Origin of the sequence: Nonomuraea glycinis (assembly GCF_014646515.1) — a bacterium.
Lineage (GTDB): Bacteria > Actinomycetota > Actinomycetes > Streptosporangiales > Streptosporangiaceae > Nonomuraea > Nonomuraea glycinis.
Genome location: NZ_BMNK01000001.1, coordinates 69,308 through 90,680 on the forward strand (window position 1 = coordinate 69,308; position 21,373 = coordinate 90,680).

Annotated in this window: 24 protein-coding genes; 14 read left to right on the top strand and 10 right to left on the bottom strand. The window is 69.8% G+C overall.

What is annotated here, in order from left to right:
• The first annotated feature begins 2 nt into the window (after window positions 1–2).
• Genes IEY87_RS00345 through IEY87_RS00365 form a run of 5 tightly spaced genes read left to right on the top strand, consistent with a single transcriptional unit; the run spans window position 3 to window position 5,722 of the window.
• Window positions 3–1,487 (top strand): sugar ABC transporter ATP-binding protein, encoded by a 1,485-nt coding sequence (locus tag IEY87_RS00345; protein WP_189136424.1) that lies wholly within the window; start codon window positions 3–5, stop codon window positions 1,485–1,487.
• A complete protein-coding gene (locus IEY87_RS00350; RefSeq protein WP_189136425.1) occupies window positions 1,487–2,515 on the top strand; it encodes an ABC transporter permease in 1,029 nt (342 codons plus the stop codon). The genes IEY87_RS00345 and IEY87_RS00350 overlap by 1 nt, the downstream gene beginning before the upstream one ends.
• On the top strand, window positions 2,512–3,558 hold the full coding sequence (locus IEY87_RS00355; RefSeq protein WP_189136426.1) for a substrate-binding domain-containing protein: 1,047 nt from the start codon (window positions 2,512–2,514) through the stop codon (window positions 3,556–3,558). The genes IEY87_RS00350 and IEY87_RS00355 overlap by 4 nt, the downstream gene beginning before the upstream one ends.
• Window positions 3,559–3,569: 11 nt before the next feature.
• Window positions 3,570–4,721: a Gfo/Idh/MocA family protein gene (locus IEY87_RS00360; protein WP_189136427.1), complete on the top strand. Its 1,152-nt coding sequence runs from the start codon at window positions 3,570–3,572 to the stop codon at window positions 4,719–4,721.
• Window positions 4,718–5,722, top strand: coding sequence for a sugar phosphate isomerase/epimerase family protein (locus tag IEY87_RS00365; RefSeq protein WP_189136428.1), 1,005 nt, complete (start codon window positions 4,718–4,720; stop codon window positions 5,720–5,722). Before IEY87_RS00360 ends, IEY87_RS00365 begins: the two co-directional genes overlap by 4 nt.
• Window positions 5,723–5,783: 61 nt before the next feature.
• Here the strand turns inward: IEY87_RS00365 and IEY87_RS00370 are convergent, their stop codons facing one another.
• From IEY87_RS00370 to IEY87_RS00380, 3 genes are read right to left on the bottom strand one after another with little or no spacing between them, the layout of a single operon-like run.
• Window positions 5,784–6,869 carry a Zn-dependent alcohol dehydrogenase gene (locus IEY87_RS00370; protein ID WP_189136429.1) on the bottom strand — a complete coding sequence of 362 codons (1,086 nt, stop codon included), beginning with the start codon at window positions 6,867–6,869 and terminating at the stop codon, window positions 5,784–5,786.
• A 16-nt stretch (window positions 6,870–6,885) separates the two neighbouring features.
• Window positions 6,886–7,077 carry a ferredoxin gene (locus IEY87_RS00375; RefSeq protein ID WP_189136430.1) on the bottom strand — a complete coding sequence of 64 codons (192 nt, stop codon included), beginning with the start codon at window positions 7,075–7,077 and terminating at the stop codon, window positions 6,886–6,888.
• The gene (locus IEY87_RS00380) at window positions 7,074–7,526 is read right to left on the bottom strand and encodes a pyridoxamine 5'-phosphate oxidase family protein (protein ID WP_189136431.1); all 453 of its coding nucleotides are present in this window, start codon (window positions 7,524–7,526) and stop codon (window positions 7,074–7,076) included. The genes IEY87_RS00375 and IEY87_RS00380 overlap by 4 nt, the downstream gene beginning before the upstream one ends.
• 84 nt (window positions 7,527–7,610) lie before the next feature.
• Between IEY87_RS00380 and IEY87_RS00385 the strand changes: the two genes are divergently transcribed.
• A complete protein-coding gene (locus IEY87_RS00385; RefSeq protein WP_189137248.1) occupies window positions 7,611–8,240 on the top strand; it encodes a class I SAM-dependent methyltransferase in 630 nt (209 codons plus the stop codon).
• Between the two features lie 28 nt (window positions 8,241–8,268).
• Here the strand turns inward: IEY87_RS00385 and IEY87_RS00390 are convergent, their stop codons facing one another.
• The 4 genes from IEY87_RS00390 to IEY87_RS00405 all read right to left on the bottom strand — a co-directional run bounded on the left by IEY87_RS00390 (window position 8,269) and on the right by IEY87_RS00405 (window position 12,443).
• On the bottom strand, window positions 8,269–9,342 hold the full coding sequence (locus tag IEY87_RS00390) for a DUF1702 family protein (protein WP_308426442.1): 1,074 nt from the start codon (window positions 9,340–9,342) through the stop codon (window positions 8,269–8,271).
• Between the two features lie 91 nt (window positions 9,343–9,433).
• Entirely contained in the window at window positions 9,434–10,468 is a 1,035-nt protein-coding gene (locus IEY87_RS00395; RefSeq protein ID WP_189136433.1) for a prenyltransferase/squalene oxidase repeat-containing protein, read from the bottom strand.
• Complete coding sequence (locus IEY87_RS00400; protein WP_189136434.1) at window positions 10,465–11,181, bottom strand: class I SAM-dependent methyltransferase; 717 nt, start codon at window positions 11,179–11,181, stop codon at window positions 10,465–10,467. Before IEY87_RS00400 ends, IEY87_RS00395 begins: the two co-directional genes overlap by 4 nt.
• Window positions 11,182–11,198: 17 nt before the next feature.
• Window positions 11,199–12,443 carry a glycosyltransferase family 4 protein gene (locus IEY87_RS00405; RefSeq protein ID WP_189136435.1) on the bottom strand — a complete coding sequence of 415 codons (1,245 nt, stop codon included), beginning with the start codon at window positions 12,441–12,443 and terminating at the stop codon, window positions 11,199–11,201.
• A gap of 238 nt (window positions 12,444–12,681) precedes the next feature.
• Between IEY87_RS00405 and IEY87_RS00410 the strand changes: the two genes are divergently transcribed.
• From IEY87_RS00410 to IEY87_RS00425, 4 genes are all read left to right on the top strand, one after another.
• A complete protein-coding gene (locus IEY87_RS00410) occupies window positions 12,682–13,704 on the top strand; it encodes a GDP-mannose 4,6-dehydratase (protein WP_189136436.1) in 1,023 nt (340 codons plus the stop codon).
• A gap of 76 nt (window positions 13,705–13,780) precedes the next feature.
• Window positions 13,781–14,338: a winged helix-turn-helix domain-containing protein gene (locus IEY87_RS00415; RefSeq protein WP_189136437.1), complete on the top strand. Its 558-nt coding sequence runs from the start codon at window positions 13,781–13,783 to the stop codon at window positions 14,336–14,338.
• Window positions 14,331–15,161: an SRPBCC family protein gene (locus IEY87_RS00420; protein WP_189136438.1), complete on the top strand. Its 831-nt coding sequence runs from the start codon at window positions 14,331–14,333 to the stop codon at window positions 15,159–15,161. Before IEY87_RS00415 ends, IEY87_RS00420 begins: the two co-directional genes overlap by 8 nt.
• A gap of 58 nt (window positions 15,162–15,219) precedes the next feature.
• The gene (locus IEY87_RS00425) at window positions 15,220–15,924 is read left to right on the top strand and encodes a DUF998 domain-containing protein (RefSeq protein ID WP_189136439.1); all 705 of its coding nucleotides are present in this window, start codon (window positions 15,220–15,222) and stop codon (window positions 15,922–15,924) included.
• Window positions 15,925–15,949: 25 nt separating this feature from the next.
• Here the strand turns inward: IEY87_RS00425 and IEY87_RS00430 are convergent, their stop codons facing one another.
• Window positions 15,950–16,441 carry a MarR family winged helix-turn-helix transcriptional regulator gene (locus tag IEY87_RS00430; RefSeq protein ID WP_189136440.1) on the bottom strand — a complete coding sequence of 164 codons (492 nt, stop codon included), beginning with the start codon at window positions 16,439–16,441 and terminating at the stop codon, window positions 15,950–15,952.
• Window positions 16,442–16,525: 84 nt separating this feature from the next.
• On the opposite strand from IEY87_RS00430, the gene IEY87_RS00435 reads away from it, so the two are divergent.
• Window positions 16,526–17,380: an LLM class flavin-dependent oxidoreductase gene (locus IEY87_RS00435; RefSeq protein ID WP_189136441.1), complete on the top strand. Its 855-nt coding sequence runs from the start codon at window positions 16,526–16,528 to the stop codon at window positions 17,378–17,380.
• A 56-nt stretch (window positions 17,381–17,436) separates the two neighbouring features.
• Here IEY87_RS00435 and IEY87_RS00440 read toward each other — a convergent pair whose 3' ends face one another.
• Window positions 17,437–18,102, bottom strand: coding sequence for a TetR/AcrR family transcriptional regulator (locus tag IEY87_RS00440; protein WP_189136442.1), 666 nt, complete (start codon window positions 18,100–18,102; stop codon window positions 17,437–17,439).
• A 105-nt stretch (window positions 18,103–18,207) separates the two neighbouring features.
• Between IEY87_RS00440 and IEY87_RS00445 the strand changes: the two genes are divergently transcribed.
• The gene (locus tag IEY87_RS00445; protein ID WP_189136443.1) at window positions 18,208–19,110 is read left to right on the top strand and encodes an SDR family NAD(P)-dependent oxidoreductase; all 903 of its coding nucleotides are present in this window, start codon (window positions 18,208–18,210) and stop codon (window positions 19,108–19,110) included.
• Between the two features lie 97 nt (window positions 19,111–19,207).
• Here the strand turns inward: IEY87_RS00445 and IEY87_RS47430 are convergent, their stop codons facing one another.
• Window positions 19,208–19,900, bottom strand: coding sequence for an NsdA family TPR-like regulatory protein (locus IEY87_RS47430; protein WP_189137249.1), 693 nt, complete (start codon window positions 19,898–19,900; stop codon window positions 19,208–19,210).
• A 99-nt stretch (window positions 19,901–19,999) separates the two neighbouring features.
• On the opposite strand from IEY87_RS47430, the gene IEY87_RS00455 reads away from it, so the two are divergent.
• Both IEY87_RS00455 and IEY87_RS00460 read left to right on the top strand, forming a co-directional pair.
• Window positions 20,000–20,248, top strand: coding sequence for a hypothetical protein (locus tag IEY87_RS00455; RefSeq protein ID WP_189136444.1), 249 nt, complete (start codon window positions 20,000–20,002; stop codon window positions 20,246–20,248).
• A gap of 338 nt (window positions 20,249–20,586) precedes the next feature.
• Window positions 20,587–21,270 (top strand): putative endonuclease domain-containing protein, encoded by a 684-nt coding sequence (locus IEY87_RS00460; RefSeq protein ID WP_189136445.1) that lies wholly within the window; start codon window positions 20,587–20,589, stop codon window positions 21,268–21,270.
• Window positions 21,271–21,373: the final 103 nt, after the last annotated feature.

Consider the following 21,373-nt stretch of genomic DNA (forward strand, 5'->3'; position numbering starts at 1 on the left):
CGATGCTCGTCATGAGAGGGATCGTCAAGCAGTTCCCTGGCGTGCGCGCGCTGGACGGGGTGGACCTGGACGTGCGAGCGGGCGAGGTGCACTGCCTGCTCGGCCAGAACGGCGCCGGCAAGTCCACGCTGATCAAGGTGCTGGCCGGGGTCCACCAGCCGGACGAGGGCACCATCGAGTTCAACGGCGAGCAGGTGCGCCCGTCGAGCCCCAACGACGCCATCAGGCTCGGCTTCGCCACCATCTACCAGGAGCTCGACCTGGTGGACGGGCTCAGCGTGGCGGAGAACATCTTCCTCGGTCACGAGCACGCCAAGCTCGGCTTCGTCAACATGTCGGCCGCCAACCGCGCCGCCCGCCAGGTGCTGGAGCGGCTCGGCCACGGGGAGATCCGCCCGTCCACCGAGGTGGGCCGGCTGCCCGCCGCGGCCAAGCAGGTCGTGTCGATGGCGCGGGCGCTCTCCCACGACGCCCGCCTGATCATCATGGACGAGCCGTCGGCCGCGCTGGCCCACGACGAGGTGGACAACCTCTTCCGGATCATCCGCGAGCTCACCGCGCAGGGCGTGGCCGTCGTCTACATCTCCCACCGGCTGGAGGAGATCCGCGAGATCGGCGACCGGGTCACCGTGCTGAAGGACGGCCGTACCGTCGCCGTCGGCCTGCCCGCCCGTGAGACCGCCACCTCGCACGTCGTCTCGCTGATGACCGGCAGGAACGTCGAGTACGTCTTCCCGCCCCGGGCGGCGAACCCGCCCGGCGAGGAGGTGCTGAAGGTCGAGGGCCTCACCTCGCCGGGCGCGTTCGCCGACGTGTCCTTCTCCGTACGCGCCGGCGAGATCGTCGGACTGGCCGGCCTCGTCGGCTCCGGCCGCTCGGAGATCCTCGAAGCGGTGTACGGCGCCCGCCCCGCCTCCGGCAGGGTGGAGCTGGCCGGCAAGCAGGTACGGCACAGCGTCGTCGGCAACGTCAGGCGCGGCATGGGCCTGGCCCCCGAAGAGCGCAAGGCCCAGGCGCTCCTGCTGGACCAGAGCATCACCGCCAACATCACCCTGGGCAGCCTGCCGAGCTTCGCCAAACTCGGCTGGATGAACCGCGCCCGCGAGCGGGCCGAGGCGCACCGGCTGGTGAAGGCGCTGGACATCCGGCCGCCCGACCCGGAACGGCCGATCAAGAACCTGTCGGGCGGAAACCAGCAGAAGGCCGTGCTGGCCCGCTGGCTGCTCGGCAGCCGCAAGCTGCTCCTGCTCGACGAGCCGACCCGGGGCGTGGACGTGGGCGCCAGGGCCGAGCTCTACGCGGTCATCCGCGACCTCGCCGACCGGGGCATCGGGGTGTTGCTGGTCTCCAGCGAGGTGCCCGAGGTGCTCGGCCTCGCCGACCGTGTCCTGGTGCTGCGCGAGGGCACGGTCATCCACCAGGCGGACGCCGGCGAACTCGACGAGCACCGCGTGCTCGACATGATCATGGATGGGAGAGCGGCCTGATGAGCGAGCCCAAGATACCGCCGGCGGCGGTCCCGGAGACAGGCGGATCCGCGCCGCCGGGCGCGGCGACACGCAACCCGCTGAGCGCACTGGGCGAGGCCCGCCACCTCGGCCTGCTGGTGGCGCTCGGCCTGCTGATCATCGTCGGCCTGGTCACCAGGCCGGAGAACTTCGCGACCACCTCCAACCTGGTCAGCATCCTGTCGCTGGCCGCGACCATCGGCGTCATCACCGTCGGCGCGACGTTCGTGATCATCGGTGGTGGCATCGACCTGTCCGTCGGCGCCCTCATGGCGCTGGCCTCGGTCTGGGCGACGACGCTGGCCACGCAGGAGTACGGGCCGTTCGTCATGGTGATCTGCGCGCTGCTCGTCGGCACCGGCGCGGGGCTGGTCAACGGGCTGCTCATCGCCTACGGGCGGCTGGTGCCCTTCATCGCCACCCTCGCCATGCTGGTGGCGGCGCGCGGCCTGGCCCAGCGCATGTCCGACCGCAAGACCCAGCTCATCCAGAGCGGCAACACGGCCCTCGTCGATTTGTCGACCACGCGGGTGCTCGGCATCCCGCTGCTGGTCTACATCTTCGCCCTGGTCGTGGTGCTCGGCTGGATCCTGCTCAACCGCACCACCTTCGGCCGCCGCACCTACGCGGTCGGCGGCAACCCGGAGGCGGCCCGGCTGGCCGGCATCGACGTCCGCAGGCACACCATGCTGCTGTACGCGCTGTCCGGGCTGACCTGCGGCATCGCCGCCGTCCTGATCATGGCCCGGACGACCACAGGCTCGTCCACCCACGGCGACCTGTACGAACTCGACGCCATCGCGGCCGTCATCATCGGCGGCACCCTGCTGACCGGTGGCCGTGGCACCATCATCGGCTCGATCCTGGGCCTGTTGATCTTCACGCTCATCACCAACCTGTTCATCCTCAACGGGCTCAACACCAGTGACCAGCTGATCGCCAAGGGCCTGATCATCGTCGTCGCCGTCCTTCTCCAGCGGCGGAATCTGAAGGAGAGAGCACCATGAGCAACAAAGTCGCGCGCAGAGGATTCCTCGTCGGTGGCGCCGTCCTGCTGGCAGCGGGCTGCACCAGCAACGAGCCGGCCGAGCCCGCCTCCAGCGCGGCCCCCGCGCCCGCCCCGGCGGCCAGCGGAAACGACGAGCCCGGCACCAAGGTGGTCATCGGCTTCTCCGCGCCGGCGGCCGACCACGGCTGGATCGCCGCCATCGCCAAGAACGCCGAAGCCGCCGCCAAGCAGTACACCGACGTCGAGTTCAAGCCGGTCGAGCCCACCAACGACATCAACCAGCAGATCTCCGCCGTCGAGTCGCTCATCGCGGCCAAGGTGAACGCGCTGGTGATCCTGCCGAACGACGGCCAGCAGCTCAACCAGGTCGCCCTGCAGGCCACCGCGGCCGGCATCCCGGTGATCAACCTCGACCGCGTCTTCCCCGACAAGCTCGCCTACCGCACCTGGATCGGCGGCGACAACTACGGCATGGGCGTCGCGGCCGGCCACTTCATCGGCAAGTCGCTGAAGGACAAGGGTGTCGCCGACCCGGTGATCGTGGAGATCCAGGGCATCGCCACGCTGCCGCTCACCCAGGACCGCAGCAAGGGCTTCGAGGACGCGCTGAAGACGTACGGGTTCAAGGTCGCCGCGAAGCAGGACGCCCAGTTCACCGTGGAGACCGGCAACGAGGTGGCCGCCTCGCTGCTCCAGGCGCACAAGAAGATCGACGCGCTCTGGAACCACGACGACGACCAGGGCATCGGCGTGCTCGCCGCGATCAAGGAGGCCGGCCGCGACGAGTTCATCATGGTGGGCGGCGCCGGCTCGGCGAACGCCATGAAGGAGATCCAGGCGGGCACCTCGGTGCTGAAGGCCACGGTCACCTACAGCCCCACGATGGCCGCCTCGGCGATCAAACTCGCACGTCTGATCGCCCAGGGCAAGGGAATGAGTGACCTGCTGGAGAACCAGGTTCCGCAGTCGATCACCCTGGCCTCCGAGACCATCACCAAGGAGAACGTAGATAAGTATCTGCCACTTGGCTTCGAATCCTGATCGGGGGCTGCATGTCAGACAGAACCGTCGGCGTCGGCATGATCGGCTATGCCTTCATGGGACGCGTCCACTCCCAGGCCTGGCGTAGCGTCGCCGCCTTCTTCGACGTACCGGTGATCCCGCGGATGCGGGTGATCTCCGGACGCTCGAGGGAGGCCACGAAGGCCGCGGCCGAACAGATGGGCTGGGAGGAGGCGGTGACTGACTGGCGGGAGGTGATCGGGCGGCCGGACGTCGACATCGTCGACATCTGTACGCCCGGTGACACCCACGCCGAGATCGCCATCGCCGCCCTGCGCGCCGGCAAGCACGTCATCTGCGAGAAACCGCTGGCCAACACCGTCGCCGAGGCTGAAGCCATGGTCCAGGCGGCGGCTTCGGCCACCGGCAGGAGCATGGTCGCCTTCAACTACCGGCGGGTGCCCGCCGTGGCGCTCGCCCGTGACCTGGTCGCGCAGGGCAGGCTCGGCGAGATCCGGCACGTACGCGCCCAGTATTTGCAGGACTGGATCGTCGATCCGGAGTTCCCGCTGGTCTGGCGGCTGCAGAAGGACAAGGCCGGGTCCGGCGCGCTCGGCGACATCGGCGCGCACATCATCGACGCCGCCGAGTTCATCAGCGGCCAGCTGATCACCGGCGTCTCGGCGCTGACCGAGACGTTCATCAAGGAACGCCCGCTGTCGGAGGGGTCGTCCGGCCTGGCCGCCGCGGGCGGTTCCGGCCGGGGCACGGTGACCGTCGACGACGCCGCGCTGTTCACCGCCCGGCTGTCCGGCGGGGCGGTCGGCTCGTTCGAGGCCACCAGGTTCGCCACCGGCCGCAAGAACGCGATGCGGATCGAGCTCAACGGCTCGCTGGGCAGCCTCGCCTTCGATTTCGAGTCGATGAACGAGCTGTGGTTCAGCGAGGGCGGCAAGGGCTTCGAGCGCATCCTCGTCACCGAACCGGACCACCCGTACGTCGGCGCGTGGTGGCCACCGGGACACGGCCTGGGCTACGAGCACACCTTCACCCACGAGATCAGGGACTTCCTGGAGGCGATCGGCCAGGGGACCGACCCGACGCCGTCGTTCGCCGACGGGCTCCGGGTGCAGCGTGTGCTGGCCGCGGTCGAGCAGAGCGCGGCTGACGGCAGCCGCTTCACCACCGTGGAGGACACATGAGACCCATCACGCTGTTCACCGGCCAGTGGGCCGACCTGCCGTTCGAAGAGGTCTGCAGGCTGGCGGCCGAGTGGGGCTACGACGGCCTGGAGATCGCCTGCTCGGGCGACCACTTCGACGTCGAGCAGGCGGTGACCGACCCGTCCTACGTCGAGCAGAAGCGCGCCCAGCTCGACAAGCACGGCCTGAAGGTGTGGACCATCTCCAACCATCTGGTCGGCCAGGCCGTCTGCGACCACCCCATCGACGCGCGGCACAAGGCCATCCTGCCGGCCCGGATCTGGGGCTCGGGCGACCCCGAGTCCGTACGGCAGGCCGCCGCCGAGGACCTGAAGAACACCGCCAGGGCGGCGGCGCTGCTGGGCGTGGACACGGTGGTGGGCTTCACCGGCTCCTCCATCTGGCACACGGTCGCGATGTTCCCGCCGGTGCCGGCCTCGATGGTGGACGCCGGCTACCAGGACTTCGCCGACCGCTGGAACCCCATCCTGGACGTCTTCGACGAGGTCGGGGTCCGCTTCGCGCACGAGGTGCACCCCAGCGAGATCGCCTACGACTACCACACCACCGTCCGCACCCTGGAGGCGATCGGCCACCGCCCCGCCTTCGGACTCAACTGGGACCCCTCCCACATGGTGTGGCAGGACCTGGACCCGGTGGGGTTCATCCTGGACTTCGCCGACCGGATCTACCACGTGGACTGCAAGGACACCCGGATGCGGGTGGGCGACGGCCGGCGCGGCCGCCTGTCCTCGCACCTGCCGTGGGCCGACATGCGGCGCGGCTGGGACTTCGTCTCGACGGGCCGGGGCGACGTGCCGTGGGAGGACTGCTTCCGCGCGCTCAACTCGATCGGCTACACCGGGCCGATCTCCATCGAGTGGGAGGACGCGGGCATGGACCGCCTGGACGGCGGCCGTGAGGCCCTGTCCTACATCCGTGGCCTCAACTCCATCACCCCGCCCACCACCTCCTTCGACGCGGCCTTCTCCACCGACTGACGCCGAGTGACGCAGGGCAGGAAGCCCGGGCCCGTGCGGCCCGGGCTTTCTCACGCCCGGGTCAGTCCATCACCACGATCTGGCGCAGGACCTCGCCGCTCTTCAGGGCGGCCACCGCGTCGTTCAGGTCGGCCAGCCTGATGCGGGCGCTGATCATCGACTCCAGGTCGAGCTGGCCCGCCTTGTAGAGGTTGGCGAAGTAGGGGAAGTCGTGCCGTACGTCGGACTCGCCGTACAGGCTGGACAGCAGGTTCTTGCCCTCGAAGAGGAGGTTGAAGGCGGGGAAGGAGACCATGTCGTCGACCGCGCCGGCGCCGACGACGATGACGTCGCCTCCGGCGCGGGTGATCTGCCAGGCGTTCTGGATGGTGGCCGCCTTGCCGACGACCTCGAAGCCGTAGTCGAAGCCGTTGCCGCCGGTGAGCTCGTTCAGTGCGGTGGGGACCTGGTCGGGGGTGACCGCGTGGGTGGCGCCGACCTTCTTGGCCATCGCGTGCTTGGACTCCAGCGGGTCCACGGCGAGGATCGTGCGGGCGCCGGAGACGCGGGCGCCCTGGATCACCGACAGGCCGACGCCGCCACAGCCGATGACCGCGACCGTGGAGCCCGGCCGTACCTTCGCGGTGTTGATCGCGGCGCCGACGCCGGTGGTGATGCCGCAGCCGATCAGCGCACCGACCTCCCACGGCACCTCGGGGTCGAGCTTGATCGCGCCCTGCCACGGGACCACGATCTCCTCGGCCCAGGTGCCGCAGCCGGCCATGCCGAAGGCCGTGGTGTCGCCGCCGTAGCGGAAATTGCCCTTGGTGAACGACTCGATCACGTACTTCAGGCACAGGTAAGGCTGGCCGCCCAGGCACAGGTCGCACTCCTGGCAGGCCGGGCGCCAGCTGATCACCACATGGTCGCCGGGTTTGACCGTGGAGACGTGCTCGCCGACCTCCACCACCTCGCCCGCGCCCTCGTGGCCGGGGATGAGCGGCACGGGCTGCGGCAGCACGCCGGTCATGGCCGACAGGTCGGAGTGGCAGACGCCGGTGGCCTTGATCCGGACCCGGACGTCGGTGGGCCCGACGGGGGCCAGTGTGACGTCGTCGCGGATGTCGAGCTTGTCGTCGCCTACGGCGTGCAGAAGGGCGGCGCGCATGGGGGATCCTCTCCGGCTATTCCTCTACGGAAAGTGCGGCTTTGGGACAGGATCGCACCGCGTGGCGGACGCGATCCAGCATTTCTGGCGGTGGCTCGGGGAGGAGGATGTGCAGTTGGTCGTCCTCGTCCAGCTCGAACACCTCGGGCGCGAGCCCCATGCACACGGCATTGGCCTCGCAGACCAGCTCGTCCACCTTGACCTTCACGAGAGCCTCCTGTGATCCCATGAGACCATCTTGGTGGGCTCGACCACGTAAGCGACCCGCTTGCGACCTGTCTGTTCGACGTAGGGGCGCAGGAGCTCGTCCGCCACCCCGGGCGTCATCCGGCGCGCGACGGCCATGCCGACGGCAAGGACGGACTCGGCGTCGTCCATCGGCGTGACGCGGCCGTACACCAGGACGCCGCGCAGCTCGGCGTAGTCCTCGCCGGCCTCGATGAGACAGCTCACCCGGGGGTCGCGCGCCAGGTTGCGGGCCTTCTGAGCCTTGCCGTAGGTCCAGAAGGTGATCCTGCCCTTGTCGAGCCCGTAGAACATGGTCACCAGGTGCGGTGTGCCGTCGGGGTTGATGGTCGCGAGCTGCAGCTTGCGTGCCCCCTCCAGCAGTGCGGTGACCTCGTCTTCCGACATGGCGATCCGAGTACGCTGATTCACGCTGCTAGTAGAACAGGTTCCATTATAGCGGGCAAGGGGACCCCGGAATGTTGTTCGGTTCTACTAGGGTTCAGGGCTATGACGATGCCGCCTGAGCTGCTGCGAGCCGCCGAGGAAGCCAAGGGTTTCATGCCGCAGAAGGAGGGCCTGGCCCTGTTCGAGGTGGCCTGCGACTACGGCGCGCGCGGGCCCGTCTGCGAGATCGGCACCTACTGCGGCAAGTCCGCCATTTACCTCGGCGCGGCGGCCAGGCGGACCGGGTCCGTGGTCGTCACCGTCGATCACCACCGGGGCTCGGAGGAGATCCAGCCCGGCTGGGAGCACCACGACCCGGAGCTGGTCGACCCGCGCTTCGGCCAGATGGACTCACTGCCCGTCTTCCGCGCCACGATCGCCGCGGCGGGCCTGGAGGACGAGGTGATCGCGATCGTCGGCAGGTCCGAGCGGGTGGCCGCGCTCTGGCGCACTCCGCTCGGCATGCTGTTCATCGACGGCGGCCACTCCGACGAGCCGGTCACCCGCGACTACGAGGGCTGGGCGCCGCACGTCATGACGGGCGGGGCACTGGTCTTCCACGACATCTACCCCGACCCGGCCGACGGCGGGCAGGCGCCCTACCGGATCTACCTGCGCGCGCTGGAGTCCGGCGCGTTCGCCGAGGTGCGCGCCGAGGGCTCGCTGCGCGTCCTGGAGCGGGTGGCTCCGGGGATCTAGGCGTTCTGGAGCGGGTGGCGCCGGAGGCTCAGGCGTTCTGGTGGCGGCGGGCCCACAGCCTGCGGGTGTGCGCCTGCCAGCTCTGGAAGTCCTCGTGGCCGCGCGGGTCGTGGCCGAGCATGACGAGCGCGCTGTCCGCCCAGCCGGCCGCCTGCGCGGGGGTGTCGCCCGCGAGGATCGGCACCGCCTGCGCGACGTGGTCGGGCAGTGGCCCGGCCTGCGTCCTGGCCGCGACCGCGAATGCGCAGCCCTGGGCCAGATGCGCCCGGAACCCGTCGGCGCCCGCGTGCTCGGTCAGCCACCACAGCTCGTCGGCCTCCGCCCCGCCGGTGTAGGCGGCGGCGAACCCGACCCCGCTCCACAGCGCGGCCCGCCTGCTGACCGGGTACGCGGCGATCCTGGCGGCCACGTCGTCGGGCGAGGCGCAGTCGTGGTACCACAGCAGCCGGCCCAGGCCCTGGTCGAAGAGCGCGCAGTGCGACCTGGTGAGCAGGTCGGGCATGGCCCGCTCGCCCACCATCCGGTCCGCCCGCGCCATGCTCCAGCCGAAGCCGAACCCGTCGAGGGCCAGCCACCGCAGCAGCGGATGGGCCCGCCGGGGCGGCCGGATCGGCCGCAGGCGCAGCATCGCGTAACCCCGGCCGGCGCCGAGATGGACGGCGAACTGGTGACGTGTCCCGGGGCCGGTCAGTAGCTCGCGAAGGCGCCGGCCCCGAGTCGCGGTGATCAGGTCGAGCACCGCGCACGCCGCCCCCGCCCCTTCGAAGGCGAAGGCCTGCTGCTCACGGGAAATCTCATCGATCCTCACAACTTCCCGTGACATCACTGCGTTGAAGCCATACAGATACGACTTTTCCGCATTCTCAATGACCGCCCGAGAAGGTCCTCGGGTGAGCCGGAACCTCCGTCTGCTCAGATCGGACTCGCGAGGATCCTTGACCAGAAATCTCCGCCAGCCCCGGGCCGGGGCCAGCGTCGGCTGGATCCCGACCTGCTCCAAGAACGATGTTGTGCCCGTGTCGCCCACGCTTCCCCCGAAGACGCCTCGTACGGCCACTGTCGAACCTAGTGACCCCCATGCGGGCACCCATCGAGCCGCCACGCTCCTGGCGGCAAAGAAGCGGCAAAACCCCTTGCGGAGTCAGCGCTGAGCCGGTGCGCGCCCGCTCAGCGACGAGCCGGGGCGCACCTGCTCAGCGGTGGGCCGGGGCGCAGCCGCACCCTTCCGGCTGTACGGCGGTCAGGGCGGCGGCGTCGCGGAAGATGCCGGAGGCGCCTGTCAGGCCGTCGAGGGCGTCGGCGGCCAGGATCACGGCGGCCGCGGTGTAGCCGGACCGCTCGTGCGGGAAGTGCTTGCGGTTGGCGAACTGCCAGCCGGTCCAGTAGGAGCCGTCCTCGTGCCGCAGGTGCTGCATGTCGCCGAAGAGCGTCGCCGCGCGCCCGCGGTCGCCCAGCGCGTCCAGCGCCAGCGCCAGCTCGCACGTCTCCGCGCCCGTCACCCACGGCTGGTCCGACACGCACCGGATGCCGAGCCCCGGCACCACGAACGTGGCCCACTCGCGCTCCAGCGACTCCCACGCCTGCGCCCCGCGCACCGCGCCGCCCAGGACGGGGTAGTACCAGTCCATCGAGAAGCGGCTCTTGTCGGCGAACGCCTCGGGATGGGCGGCCAGCACGTGCGCCAGCCGGTCGGCGGCCAGCTCCCAGTGCGGCTGCGGGTCGCCGAGCTCGTCGGCGAGCAGCACGCCGCACCGCAGCCCTTGGTGGATGGAGGAGCAGCCGGTCAGCAGCGCGTACGCGGCCGCCTGCCCGTGCGCGTCCCGCTCCCAGACGATCTCCCCGCGCTCGGTCTGCAGCCCGGCCACGTAGTCCAGAGCGGCCTTGGCCATCGGCCACCGCCGCTCGGCGAAGGACCGCTCACCGGTGACGAGAAAGTGGTGCCAGAGCCCGACGGCGACGTAGGCGGCGTGGTTGGACTCGCCGCCCGCCTCGATGGCGACCCCGTCGAGCAGCTTCATCGGCCACGAGCCGTCGTCGCGCTGGTGCCCGGCGAGCCAGTCGTAGCCCTTGCGTACCGGCTCGTCCAGCCCGGCGACCGTCATGGCCATCAGGCACTCGATGTGGTTCCACGCGTCGACGTGCCCTTCCGGCCAGGGCACTCCGCCGTCTTCCCGCTGGATGGCCGCGATGCTCTCGGCCGTCCGGACGACCTGCTCGCGGGAGATCACGCCTCGGGCTTCCTGACGTAGAGCACGACGCTCTTGCCGATGACGGGGTTGAGCAGGGCCTCGGCGATCCTGGTCGCGGCGGGGCGCTTCATGATGTCCCAGACGAGCAGCTCGTGGTACGCCTTCGCGATGGGGTGGTCGTCGTTGTTGACGCCGACGGCGCACTTGATCCACCAGTACGGCGCGTGCAGGCCGTGCGCGTGGTGGTGCGGGCCGACGACGAACCCGGTGGCCTTCAGCTTGGCCGACAGCTCGGCCAGCGTGTAGATGCGCACATGCCCGCCCGGAGCGGTGTGGTAGTCCTCGTCGAGCGCCCAGCAGATCCGCTCGGGCAGAAAGCTCGGCACGGTGATCGCGGCCGTGCCGCCGGGCCTGAGCACGCGGAAGATCTCGGCCATCGCCGCCATGTCGTCGGGGATGTGCTCCAGCACCTCGGCGGCGATGACGCGGTCGAAGCCGCCCTCGTCGAACGGCATGTCCAGCGCCGTGCCCTGGACGGTCTCCCCGGTGCCGCCGGGCGGCACCTCGCCCGCCTTGTCCATCGCGGCGAACATGGCGGCCACGTTGTCGAGCTCGGTCTGGTCCATGTCGAACGCGACGACGTCCGCGCCTCGGCGGAGCACCTCGAAGGCGTGCCGGCCGCCGCCGCACCCCAGGTCGAGCACGCGCGTGCCGGGGCCGACGGGCAGCCGGTCGAAGTCGACGGTCAGCACAGGACGCTCTCCTCTGATCAGCGGGTACGGCGGGCCGCGATGGCCTCGCGATAGGCCTCGACGGTCTTCTTGGCGACGACGTGCCAGGTGTAGCGCTCCATGACCCGGTCGTATCCGGCCTGGCCCACCCGCTCGCGCTCCTCGGGCGAGTCGTGCAGGCGGCGCAGCACGGCGGCGAGCTCCTCCGGGTCGCCGGGCGCGACCTGGACGGCGGCGTCGCCGACGACCTCGGGCAACGCGCCCGTACGGCTGGCGACCAGGGGCGTGGCGCAGGCCATGTGCTCGACCGCGGGCAGGGAGAAGCCTTCGTACAGGGACGGCACCACCGAGATCTCGGAGGTGGCGATGAGCTCGCCCAGCTCGTCGTCGGAGATGCCGTGCACGAAGCGGACCCGGTCCTCCAGCGACAGCTCCCGTACCAGCTTCTCGGTGGGGCCGCCGGGGGTGGGCTTGCTGACCACGGTGAGGTTGACGTCGCGCTCGGTGGCGAGCTTGGCGACGGCGCGCAGCAGCGTGGCGACGCCCTTCATGGGGGAGTCGGCGCTGGCCACGGCCACGATCGAGCCCTTGCGCCGGGGCTTGTCCGGGCGTGGGTGGAAGTAGCGGGTGTCCACGCCGAGCGGGATCAGGCGCATGTTCGCCTGGGGGACGTTGAAGTCGCGGTGGATGTCGGCCAGCGACGACTCGCTGACCGTCAGGATCGGGCTGAGCTGGGGAGCGACCTTGGCCTGCATCCGGACGAATCCGTACCAGCGGCGCATGGTCAGCTTCTTGACGCCCTTGGCGGCTTCGAGCTCGATCCGCCGGTCCACGCTGATCGGGTGGTGGATGGTGCCGACCACCGGGAACAGCTTCTGGATGCCGAGCAGTCCGTAGCCGAGCGTCTGGTTGTCCTGCACGACGTCGAAGTCGCCGGCGCGCTTGCTCAGCTCGCGGCGGGCGCGCAGGGTGAAGGTCAGCGGCTCGGGAAAGCCGGCGGTCCACATGGTGCCGACTTCGAGCAGGTCGATCCAGTCGCGGTATTCGGCGAGCTTGGGGGTCCTGAAGGGGTCCTCGTCGCGGTAGAGGTCGAGGCTCGGCACCTTGCGCAGGATCACGCCCTCGTCGAGCTCAGGGTAGGGCTGACCGGAGAACACCTCGACGTGGTGCCCGAGGGCGACCAGCTCGCGGGTCAGATGACGGAGGTAGACGCCCTGGCCGCCGCAGGTGGGTTTGCTGCGGTAGGACAACAGCGCGATCCGCAGCGTGTCACTCACGGACACCCCTTTCTCCGCCCGGTAGGCCCCGAGAAGGGCGTGTACCGTGAAAGATGACCTTAGTCCGAGAAGGCTACCATTCGGTAGGTCATCTGGAATTGTTCACAGCGGCAGCCACACGCCGTGCGAACTGCGACGTTGCCGTGACCGAGCGTGGTTCGGTAGAACGTGTTCTAGATGGATCCGAGGGCATGGCGTACATTTCCGTCGCAACGGACGCGGCAGCGATAGTTGGAGGACCCCGTTGGCCAGGCGCGCTCTGATCACCGGCATCACCGGCCAGGACGGTTCTTATCTGGCGGAGCACCTGCTCGGTCAGGGATATGAGGTGTGGGGGCTGGCCCGAGGTCAGGCCAACCCGCGGCTGTCGCGGATGCGCAGGCTGCTGGCCGACGTCCAGGTGATCCGGGGCGACCTGCTGGACCAGGGGTCGCTGATCTCCGCGGTGGAACGGGTTCAGCCCGACGAGGTCTACAACCTCGGCGCGATCTCCTTCGTGCCGATGTCCTGGGAGCAGGCCGAGTTGACCGCCGAGGTCACCGGGATGGGCGTGCTGCGGATGCTGGAGGCGATCCGGGTCTGCTCGGGCGCGTCGCGCGGCGGCCGCCCCTCCGGCCAGATCCGCTTTTATCAGGCTTCGTCGTCGGAGATGTTCGGGCAGGTCAGCGAGACGCCCCAGACGGAGACGACCGGGTTCCATCCGCGCTCGCCCTACGGCGTCGCCAAGGCGTACGGCCACTTTCTCACCCAGAACTACCGCGAGTCGTACGGCATGTTCGCCGTCTCCGGCATCCTGTTCAACCACGAGTCGCCGCGGCGGGGGGCCGAGTTCGTCACCCGCAAGGTCACGCTCGGCGTGGCGCGCATCAAGCTCGGCCTGGCCGCCGACCTCCGTCTCGGCAACCTGGACGCCAGGCGTGACTGGGGTTACGCGGGTGACTACGTCCGCGCCATGCACCTGATGCTCCAGGCCGGGACGCCGGAGGACTACGTCATCGGCACCGGGCGGATGAAGTCGGTCAAGGAGCTGGTGCAGGCCGCGTTCGCGGCGGTCGATCTGGACTGGGAGCGCTACGTCGTCACCGACCAGAGCCTGCACCGCCCGGCCGAGGTGGACCTGCTGTGCGCCGACCCGAAGAAGGCCCGCGTCCAGCTCGGCTGGGAGCCCTCGGTGTCCTTCGAGGAGCTGGTCGCCATGATGGTCGAGTCCGACCTGCAGCTGCTGGCCAACGGCGGCGACCCCGACCAGGAAGGCTCCTGGCCCTGATCTGACCGCGGCCCCGCCGCGGCTTTCGCATGGGCCATTGACAAAAATGGTTTTTACGTAAAGACTCATTTTTGCGATGAGAGACGTCCTGTACCTAGAAGAGATCGAGCAGGCCGAGGCGCTGCTCAAGCCGCAGCGCGTCGAGGTGCTGCGGCAACTCGCCGAGCCGGCCACCTGCGGCGAGGTCGCGGCCCGGCTCGGCCAGACCTCGCAGCGGGTCTACTACCACGTCAAAAGGCTGGTGGACGCCGGTCTGGTCGACCTGGTGTCCGAGCGCCGGGTGCGCGGCATCAACGAGGGCATCTATCAGGCCGCCGCCCGCTCCTACTGGCTGTCGCCGCGGCTGGTCGGCCGGATCGGGCTGACGAAGGCGCGTGACGAGCTCAGCCTCGGCTACCTGCTCGACCTGATGGAGGACGTCCAGGCCGACATCGCGGCGCTGGACAAGACCGCGCCGGAGCTGCCGTCGATCGGCCTGTCCGGCGAGATTCACGTACGGCCGGAAAAGCGGCAGGAGTTCCTGAACGACCTGCAGACCATGATGCGGGAGCTGTTCACCCGCTATGGCGGAGCCGAAGGCGACGCCTTCAAGCTCGCCGTCGCCTGCTATCCCAAGGGAGAAGTCCATGAGTGACCCGATGATCATCCGCGCCCGCGTCCCCGCCTCCGTCAAGCAGGTGCGGCACGCCCTGACCGACCCGGACACCCTGCGCGTGTGGCTGGCCGAGCATGCCGAGGTGGAGCTGCCCGGGATTTACGCGTTCTGGGGCCGCTCCACGCCCGAGGGCGACGCGCCGCACCAGCGGCTCCTGCACGCCGACGACCGTACGGTGCGCTTCGCCTGGACGCTGGACGGCGTCGAGACGACGACGGAGTTCGCCGTGGAGGAGGACGGTCCCGACGCGGCGATCGTCTCGGTGTCGCAGAGCCACTTCGACATGCAGGAGGCGCTCGAGGACACCAACATCCGCGGTGTCCTGCAGACCTACTGGTACCTCGCGGTGGCCAACCTGGTCGAGCACTTCGAGGGCCGCGACCTCACCCCCAAGCCCGACTTCACCTCCGCCGAGCTGCGCGCGGAGGTCCTGATCGACGCCTCGCCGGCGAAGGTGTACGCATCCCTGATCGACTCGGAGAAGGTCAGCCGCTGGTTCGGCTACCCGATCGAGATCGAGCCGCGCGTCGGCGGGCGCTACTCCATGGGCGGGTTCGACGCCGAGGGCGAGCCGGCGAGGATCCTGGAGCTGGAGCCCGACAGCAAGGTCTCCATCGACTGGGGGCACAACGGCGTCGGCACCTGGGAGCTGGAGGGGAGCGGCGGCAAGACCCGGCTGACCATGGTCCAGAGCGGCTTCGACCGCACGCCCTACGCGGGCTGGCTCGGCAGCATCTCCGGACTGGCCGAGCTGCGCCGCTTCAACGAGATGGCCGACTGGAGCCCGATCTGGCTCAGCTGACCTCGGTGCCTTCGCGACCGTGCCGAGCACCATGGGCCAAGCATCTGCTTGTCCCGTTATGACAGACACAGGAGTCACCCATGCCCCCCGACACACCCCCGCACCTGTCGCCCGAGGCGTGGACCGGCCGGTCAACGCCCCGGCCCGTGCACTTCTCCTCTGCGGCGTGGTCGCCGGCCCGCTGTTCCTTCTGCTGATCGTCGGCCAGGCGATGAGCCGCGACGGATTCGACGCCCGCCGCCACCCCCTCAGCATGTTGAGCCTGGGCGAGTACGGCTGGATCCAGACCGCCAACTTCCTGGTCTGCGGGTTGTTGATCCTGGCTTCCGTCGTCGGCCTGCGTCGCACGCTGGAGCCCAAGACCCCGGGCCGCGCCTGGGGCACCTGGCTCCTGGGCGTCTACGGTGCCAGCCTGATCTGGGCGGGCGTCTTTCCCACCGACCCCGCCGACGGGTACCCGCCCGGAACCCCCGGCGGCCTCCCCGCCCAGGTCAGCTGGCACGGCCTGCTCCACAACCTCGCACCCCTCGGGATGGGGCTCGCGTTGAGCGTGGCCTGTCTGGTGTTCGCCCGCCGCTTCGCCCGCGACGGTCAGCGCGGCTGGGTGCTCTACAGCGTTCTCGCCCCGGCCGCCTACCTTGTCCTGGGGTTCGCCGCGTTCCCCGCCCAGGACTACCGTCTGATGCTGGCCGGCGGTGGCATCATCTGGACCTGGGCCGCCGCGCTGTGCCTCAAACTGCTGACCGAACGTCCCAGGCCATAGCCCTCACCCGGCCGGCCGCGCGCCGTCACCGCTCAGAACGACGCGGCGGCGCAGATTCAACCGGCTCCGACAGATGAGTGAGTACGGTCTCCGCGACCGTGCCGAGCACCTCGATCTGCTCCCTGGTCAACAGGTCGATGAAATGGCGGCGCACGGACTCCACGTGGTCCGGCGCCGCCGCCTCGATGGCCCGCAGCCCGCCCTCGGTCAGCACGACCATGGCACCCCGGGCGTCGGACGCGCACTCCTCGCGGGTGACCAGCCCGCGCTGCTCCATCCGTGAGATGTGCCGGGACAGCCGGCTCTTGGACCAGAGCATCCACTCGGCGAGCGCGGTCAGCCGCCAGCGCCGCTCCTCGCTCGAGGTGAGCGCCGTCAGCACGTCGTAGTCGGGCGCGGACAGTCCCGAGTCGTGCAGCAGGTCGCGGTTGACCTGGGCGTCGAGCAGCAACCTCATCCGGCGGTAGCCGATCCACGCGCGGAACTCGGCATCGTCCAGCCAGCGTGGCTCGTCCATGCTCCCCACCCTAGTCCGGTTTGGTTGACGTGTAACCAACTGCGGCCATAGGTTTACATGTAAACCGTCAAAGGGAGGGCTGCCATGACCACGCCGCTGTTCGGGCTCGGCATCTCGGCTTCGGCCGCTCAGGGGGCCGATCCGGTGGGTGACGCGCGGGCCGCAGAAGAGCTCGGGTACGACTTCGTCTCCACCTCCGACCACCCGTCGGGCACCGAGCCGACCTACGAGGTCTGGACGATGCTCACCTGGGTGGCCGCCGCCACCTCCCGCGTCAAGATCGCGACCCGGGTGCTGGGAGTGCCGTACCGGCCGCCCGCGATGGTGGCCAAGATGGCCGAGAGCCTGCACCGGCTCTCCGGCGGCCGGCTCATCCTGGGGCTCGGCGGCGGCTACTCCGACGAGGAGTTCCGCGCGTTCGGGCTCGGGGTGCCGACGCCTCGGGAGAAGGTCGACGGGATGGTGGACGCCATCCACATCATGCGCGGGCTGTGGTCGCAGGCGGAGCTGACCTATACGGGGAGCCGCTATCGCACCGAGCAGGCCGCCATGGAGCCCAAGCCGGACACTCCCATCCCGATCTGGCTCGGCACGTACGGCAACCGGGCGCTGGCGGCGACCGGGCAGTTGGCGGACGGCTGGATCCCGTCACTCGGGTTCGCGCCGCCGGAGCAGGCCGCCGCCATGCGCGAGCGGGTCCTCGACGCCGCGCAGGGGCGGCCGGTGCGGTGCGTCTACAACGTGCCGTTCCAGATCGGCGCGGACTCCGACTCGGCGTCGGTGGTGGCGGGGCCGCCGCAGGCGGTGCTGGATCGGCTCGGGTCGCTGGCGGCGCTGGGGTTCACCTCGATGAACTTCATGCCCGCCGGCCCGGACCCTCGTGGGCAGGCCGAGCGGCTGGCCCTGGAGGTCCTTCCTGAGCTGCGGAAGCTGGTCTGACTTCGAGCACGGCGTAGCCGTACGTGATCCCGCTGCGCCTGGCCCGCGAGAAAGGTTCAGGCGCGCGGCAGCACGCCCAGGAGCGTCGAGGTGATGGAGATCCGCAGCGCGTCACGCAACTCCAGGTTATGCACGCTGAGGGCGGGCTCGTCCGCGTAGGCGGCGAGGAGGCTGGGCGGCGGCGGGACGTACGCCGAAAGCGCGCCCGCCGAGACCAGGGTCATCAGGCAGAACAGCTGCGCGCTGTCGCCGAGCTCGGGCACGTGGCGGCGCATCAGCTCGGCCATGGCCGCGAGCCTGGCGAGGGAGGAGCGCTTGTGCCGCTTGACCACCTCGACCGAGACGTTGTGCTCAAGGACGCCGCCCTGCGCGCCGAAGAGGTCGCACAGCACCACGCGGTCCGCCAGTGACCGGCTGAGGATCTCGGCCAGCCGGCCCGCCCGCACTTCCGGCTCGGCGTGCGCCTCGATGCCCGCGGCCAGCTCGTCCGCCAGCTCGGCGAGCCAGCTCTCCAGGAAGACGTCCAGCAGTTCGAGCAGCACCGCCTCGCGTGACTCGAAATACCGCAGGACGTTCGACTTGGCCAGGCCCACCCGCCGGCTGAGCTCGTTGAGGCTCACGTCGGCCACGGGCATCTCGTCGAGCATCGCCGCCGCCGTGTCCAGGATCGCCCGGCGGCGGATCCCCCGCTGCTCCTCGCTGCGCGCTCGCTGAAAGGTCACGTACTCAGCCTATCTTAGAGACCGCCGGTCTCTTGACAGGAGACCGGCGGTCTTTTATGTTGCTCCTAACAGACCGATGGTTCTTTAGGTTTTTAGGAGTACGCCATGAGCAGCAACTGGACCGAGCAGCACATCCCCGACCAGCACGGCCGGGTGGCGATCGTGACCGGCGCCAACACCGGGCTGGGCTTCGAGACCGCCCGGATGCTCGCGGCACGCGGGGCGACAGTGGTCCTGGCCGTCCGCGACATCGAGAAGGGCAAGCAGGCGGCCGCCCGCATCACCGGCGACGTCACCGTCCAGGCCCTCGACCTGACCTCCCTGGACTCGATCCGGGCCGCGGCGGCCGACCTGCGCGCCGCCCACCCGCGCATCGACCTTCTGATCAACAACGCCGGCGTGATGTACACCCCGCGGCAGACCACCGCCGACGGCTTCGAGCTGCAGTTCGGCACCAACCACCTCGGCCACTTCGCCCTGACCGGCCTGCTGCTGGACCGGCTCCTGCCCGTCCCCGGCTCCCGCGTCGTGACGGTCAGCAGCACCGGTCACCGCATCCGGGCCGCCATCCACTTCGACGACCTCCAGTGGGAGCGCTCGTACAGCCGTGTCGCCGCCTACGGCCAGGCCAAACTCGCCAACCTGATGTTCACGTACGAACTGCAGCGCCGGCTCGCGTCACACGGCACCACGGTCGCGGTGGCCGCCCATCCCGGCGTGTCCAACACCGAGCTCGTCCGCAACGCGCCCGCCGCGCTTCGCGTGCCCATCACCTGGCTCGCGCCGCTGCTCACCCAGAAGGCCGAGATGGGCGCCCTGCCCACCCTGCGCGCCGCCACCGATTCCGCGGTCGTCGGTGGGCAGTACTACGGCCCCGGCAGCCGGGGTGAGATCCGCGGCTACCCGAAGCTGGTCACTTCCAGCCCCGCCTCCCACGACCAGGCCGTCCAGCAGCGCCTGTGGACCGTCTCCGAGGAGCTCACCGGGGTGACGTTTCCCGTGCGGTGAAGCGGTGACCCACAGCGGAAGGATTTCCCTGAGGCCGCAACCGGATGCGAACGGTGAAAAAGAGTTCTTTGACTCAGGTTCGCTGTCATCTCGTGGGCTACGCGCTCCAGCGATGGTCGGAGAGCACGTCCCGTACTTGCGGTATGTCGGAGTAGGGCGCCAGTCGCGTGCGGACCACCTGCACCCGTTTGGCGGTGCGGTCGCTGGCCACATCTGCGGACATGGTGAGCATGCGGGTGGCGGCCTGCGCCGCGTCCTCCGGTTCGTTGGCATCGGCAAGTGCTACCGCAAGCCACGACAGGTACAGCGCGAGCTCACGGGTATGGGTGACGTCGTAGTGAGCAAGGACGTCAGTCAAGAGAGGAACGGCGCGAAGTGGGCGGCGAAGCTCGGTGTAGGAGCGCGCTTCCATGATCTGTAGTTCGCCGGCGTCCACCCAATAGAGGTAACCGGGCTCGTCTTCATCGTCATGGTGCGTCAGTGCTGTTTCAGCCTCGCCAAGTGCACGCATTGTCATCTGTGCTTCTCCGGCTCGTGCGTGCGCCCATGCCACCCGATCCCAGCACAGAGCGCGGGCGCGTGGAGGGGCATGAGGTCCGGCCAGGTCTACGGCGGCATGTGCGAGCGCGATGGCTTCTGAAGGGTCCCCGACGTTTGAGACCTGATAGGCCGATGATCCGACGAGATTGGATTCAAGAGTCCGGTCCCCGGCTTCGTGCGCTGCGCTGATGCCGAGGTGGTAGGCGCGGGACGCTTGTTCATGCTTTCCAGCGTCGATGGTTCGGCGTATTGCCGAGCGTGTCGAGCAGGGGTGGGCTGATGGTCCATGGGCTGCGGACGTACGGGTCGGTGCGGTGTCGCTTGTTGTCGGCGGGGAGAGGCGTCAGGGGTGACCGGCCAGGGCGTGCGGTTCGTGCGTGGTGACGCCAGGGCGGACCTGGACGGGCTGCTAGCGCGCTATGGCCAGGGCTGGGAGATCTGGCGGGGCGATGGGTGGTTCGCGGTCCGGCGCTGCGGTGAGCCGTGTCGTGAGCCGCAGGTGCACGGCTGGGCGCACATCATGCTGGCTTACAGCGTGCGGGACCTGGTGAAAGGTATGGAGGCGCGGCCAGGTGACAGGGCTGTGGTCTTCGGTTGAACCAGCGTGGTGATGCGGCGTACCGGTCCGGTAGGTCCTTCCCCCTGCGTGACTGGCAGCCCATCACCACGCTGTGCAAGGGCGGAGCGGCTCTTCCTACCCCTGCTCTGTGGATAACTCGATGTTCTCCACAGAATCTCGTTCGGACGCTTGGACGGTGGCGGGGGGAGCGCATGCTGGGCGGCGTGAACACCCCTGCTCTGCCGCTGGTCGATCGTGCCCGCTGCGTTACCCGTTGCGTTCCTCAGGCCGTCGCGTGTCGTCGGACGGCGGCTCATGTCTGGGGGCTGGATCCCCTTGCCAGTGCCATCCCCGCCGCTGACCGGCCTGTCGAGATCATGGTCCCCGCCGAGCTGGCGATTCCCGGCTGTCTCGTCCACGTGATGTCCGTGCCCAGCGGTGACGTCACCGAGCACGCCGGGGTACGCCTCACCACGCTGGATCGTACGGCCTTCGACTGCGCTCGCTGGCTGCCCCGGCTGGAGGCGGTGACGGTGGTCGACCAGTTTCTGCGTCGCGGCGTGGACCTCGACGGCCTGCTGCACCGCCCGACGACCTCCCGGCGCGTCCGTGACATCCTGGCGCTCGCCGACCGCCGCGCGGCCTCGCCTCGGGAGAGCTGGCTGCGCGTCATCCTCATCGACGGCGGCCTCCCCAGACCCACCGCGCAGATCCGCGTCCCGTTGCCGGGCGACCGTAACGCCTATCTTGACCTGGGATGGGAGCCGTACAAGGTGGCTGTCGAGTACGACGGCCGCGCCCACCACGCCGGGCCCGCCGACCAGCGCCGTGACGATCTCCGCAGGCAGGAGCTCAACCGGCTGGGCTGGCGCGTCATCGCGGTGGGCCGTGACGTCATCCCGGCCCGGACGGCCGACTTCCTGGAGCACGTGGCCAACGCTCTGATGGAGCGCGGCTGGCAGCCGGGGCCGGATGGCATGATCCGCATCCTGACCCGCATCCGAGCCGCCCGTCGCCGCTCCCGGCCACGACGACGTCATCTGCGGTCCTTCGACTTCTAGGACGTGCCCGTGCGCTTCTCAGAGCTCGATCTGTGCCGGCTGCGCGGCCGGTGCCGCGGCGGCGCGCGATCCTCAGGAGCGGACGATTGCCGGCGGCGCGGCC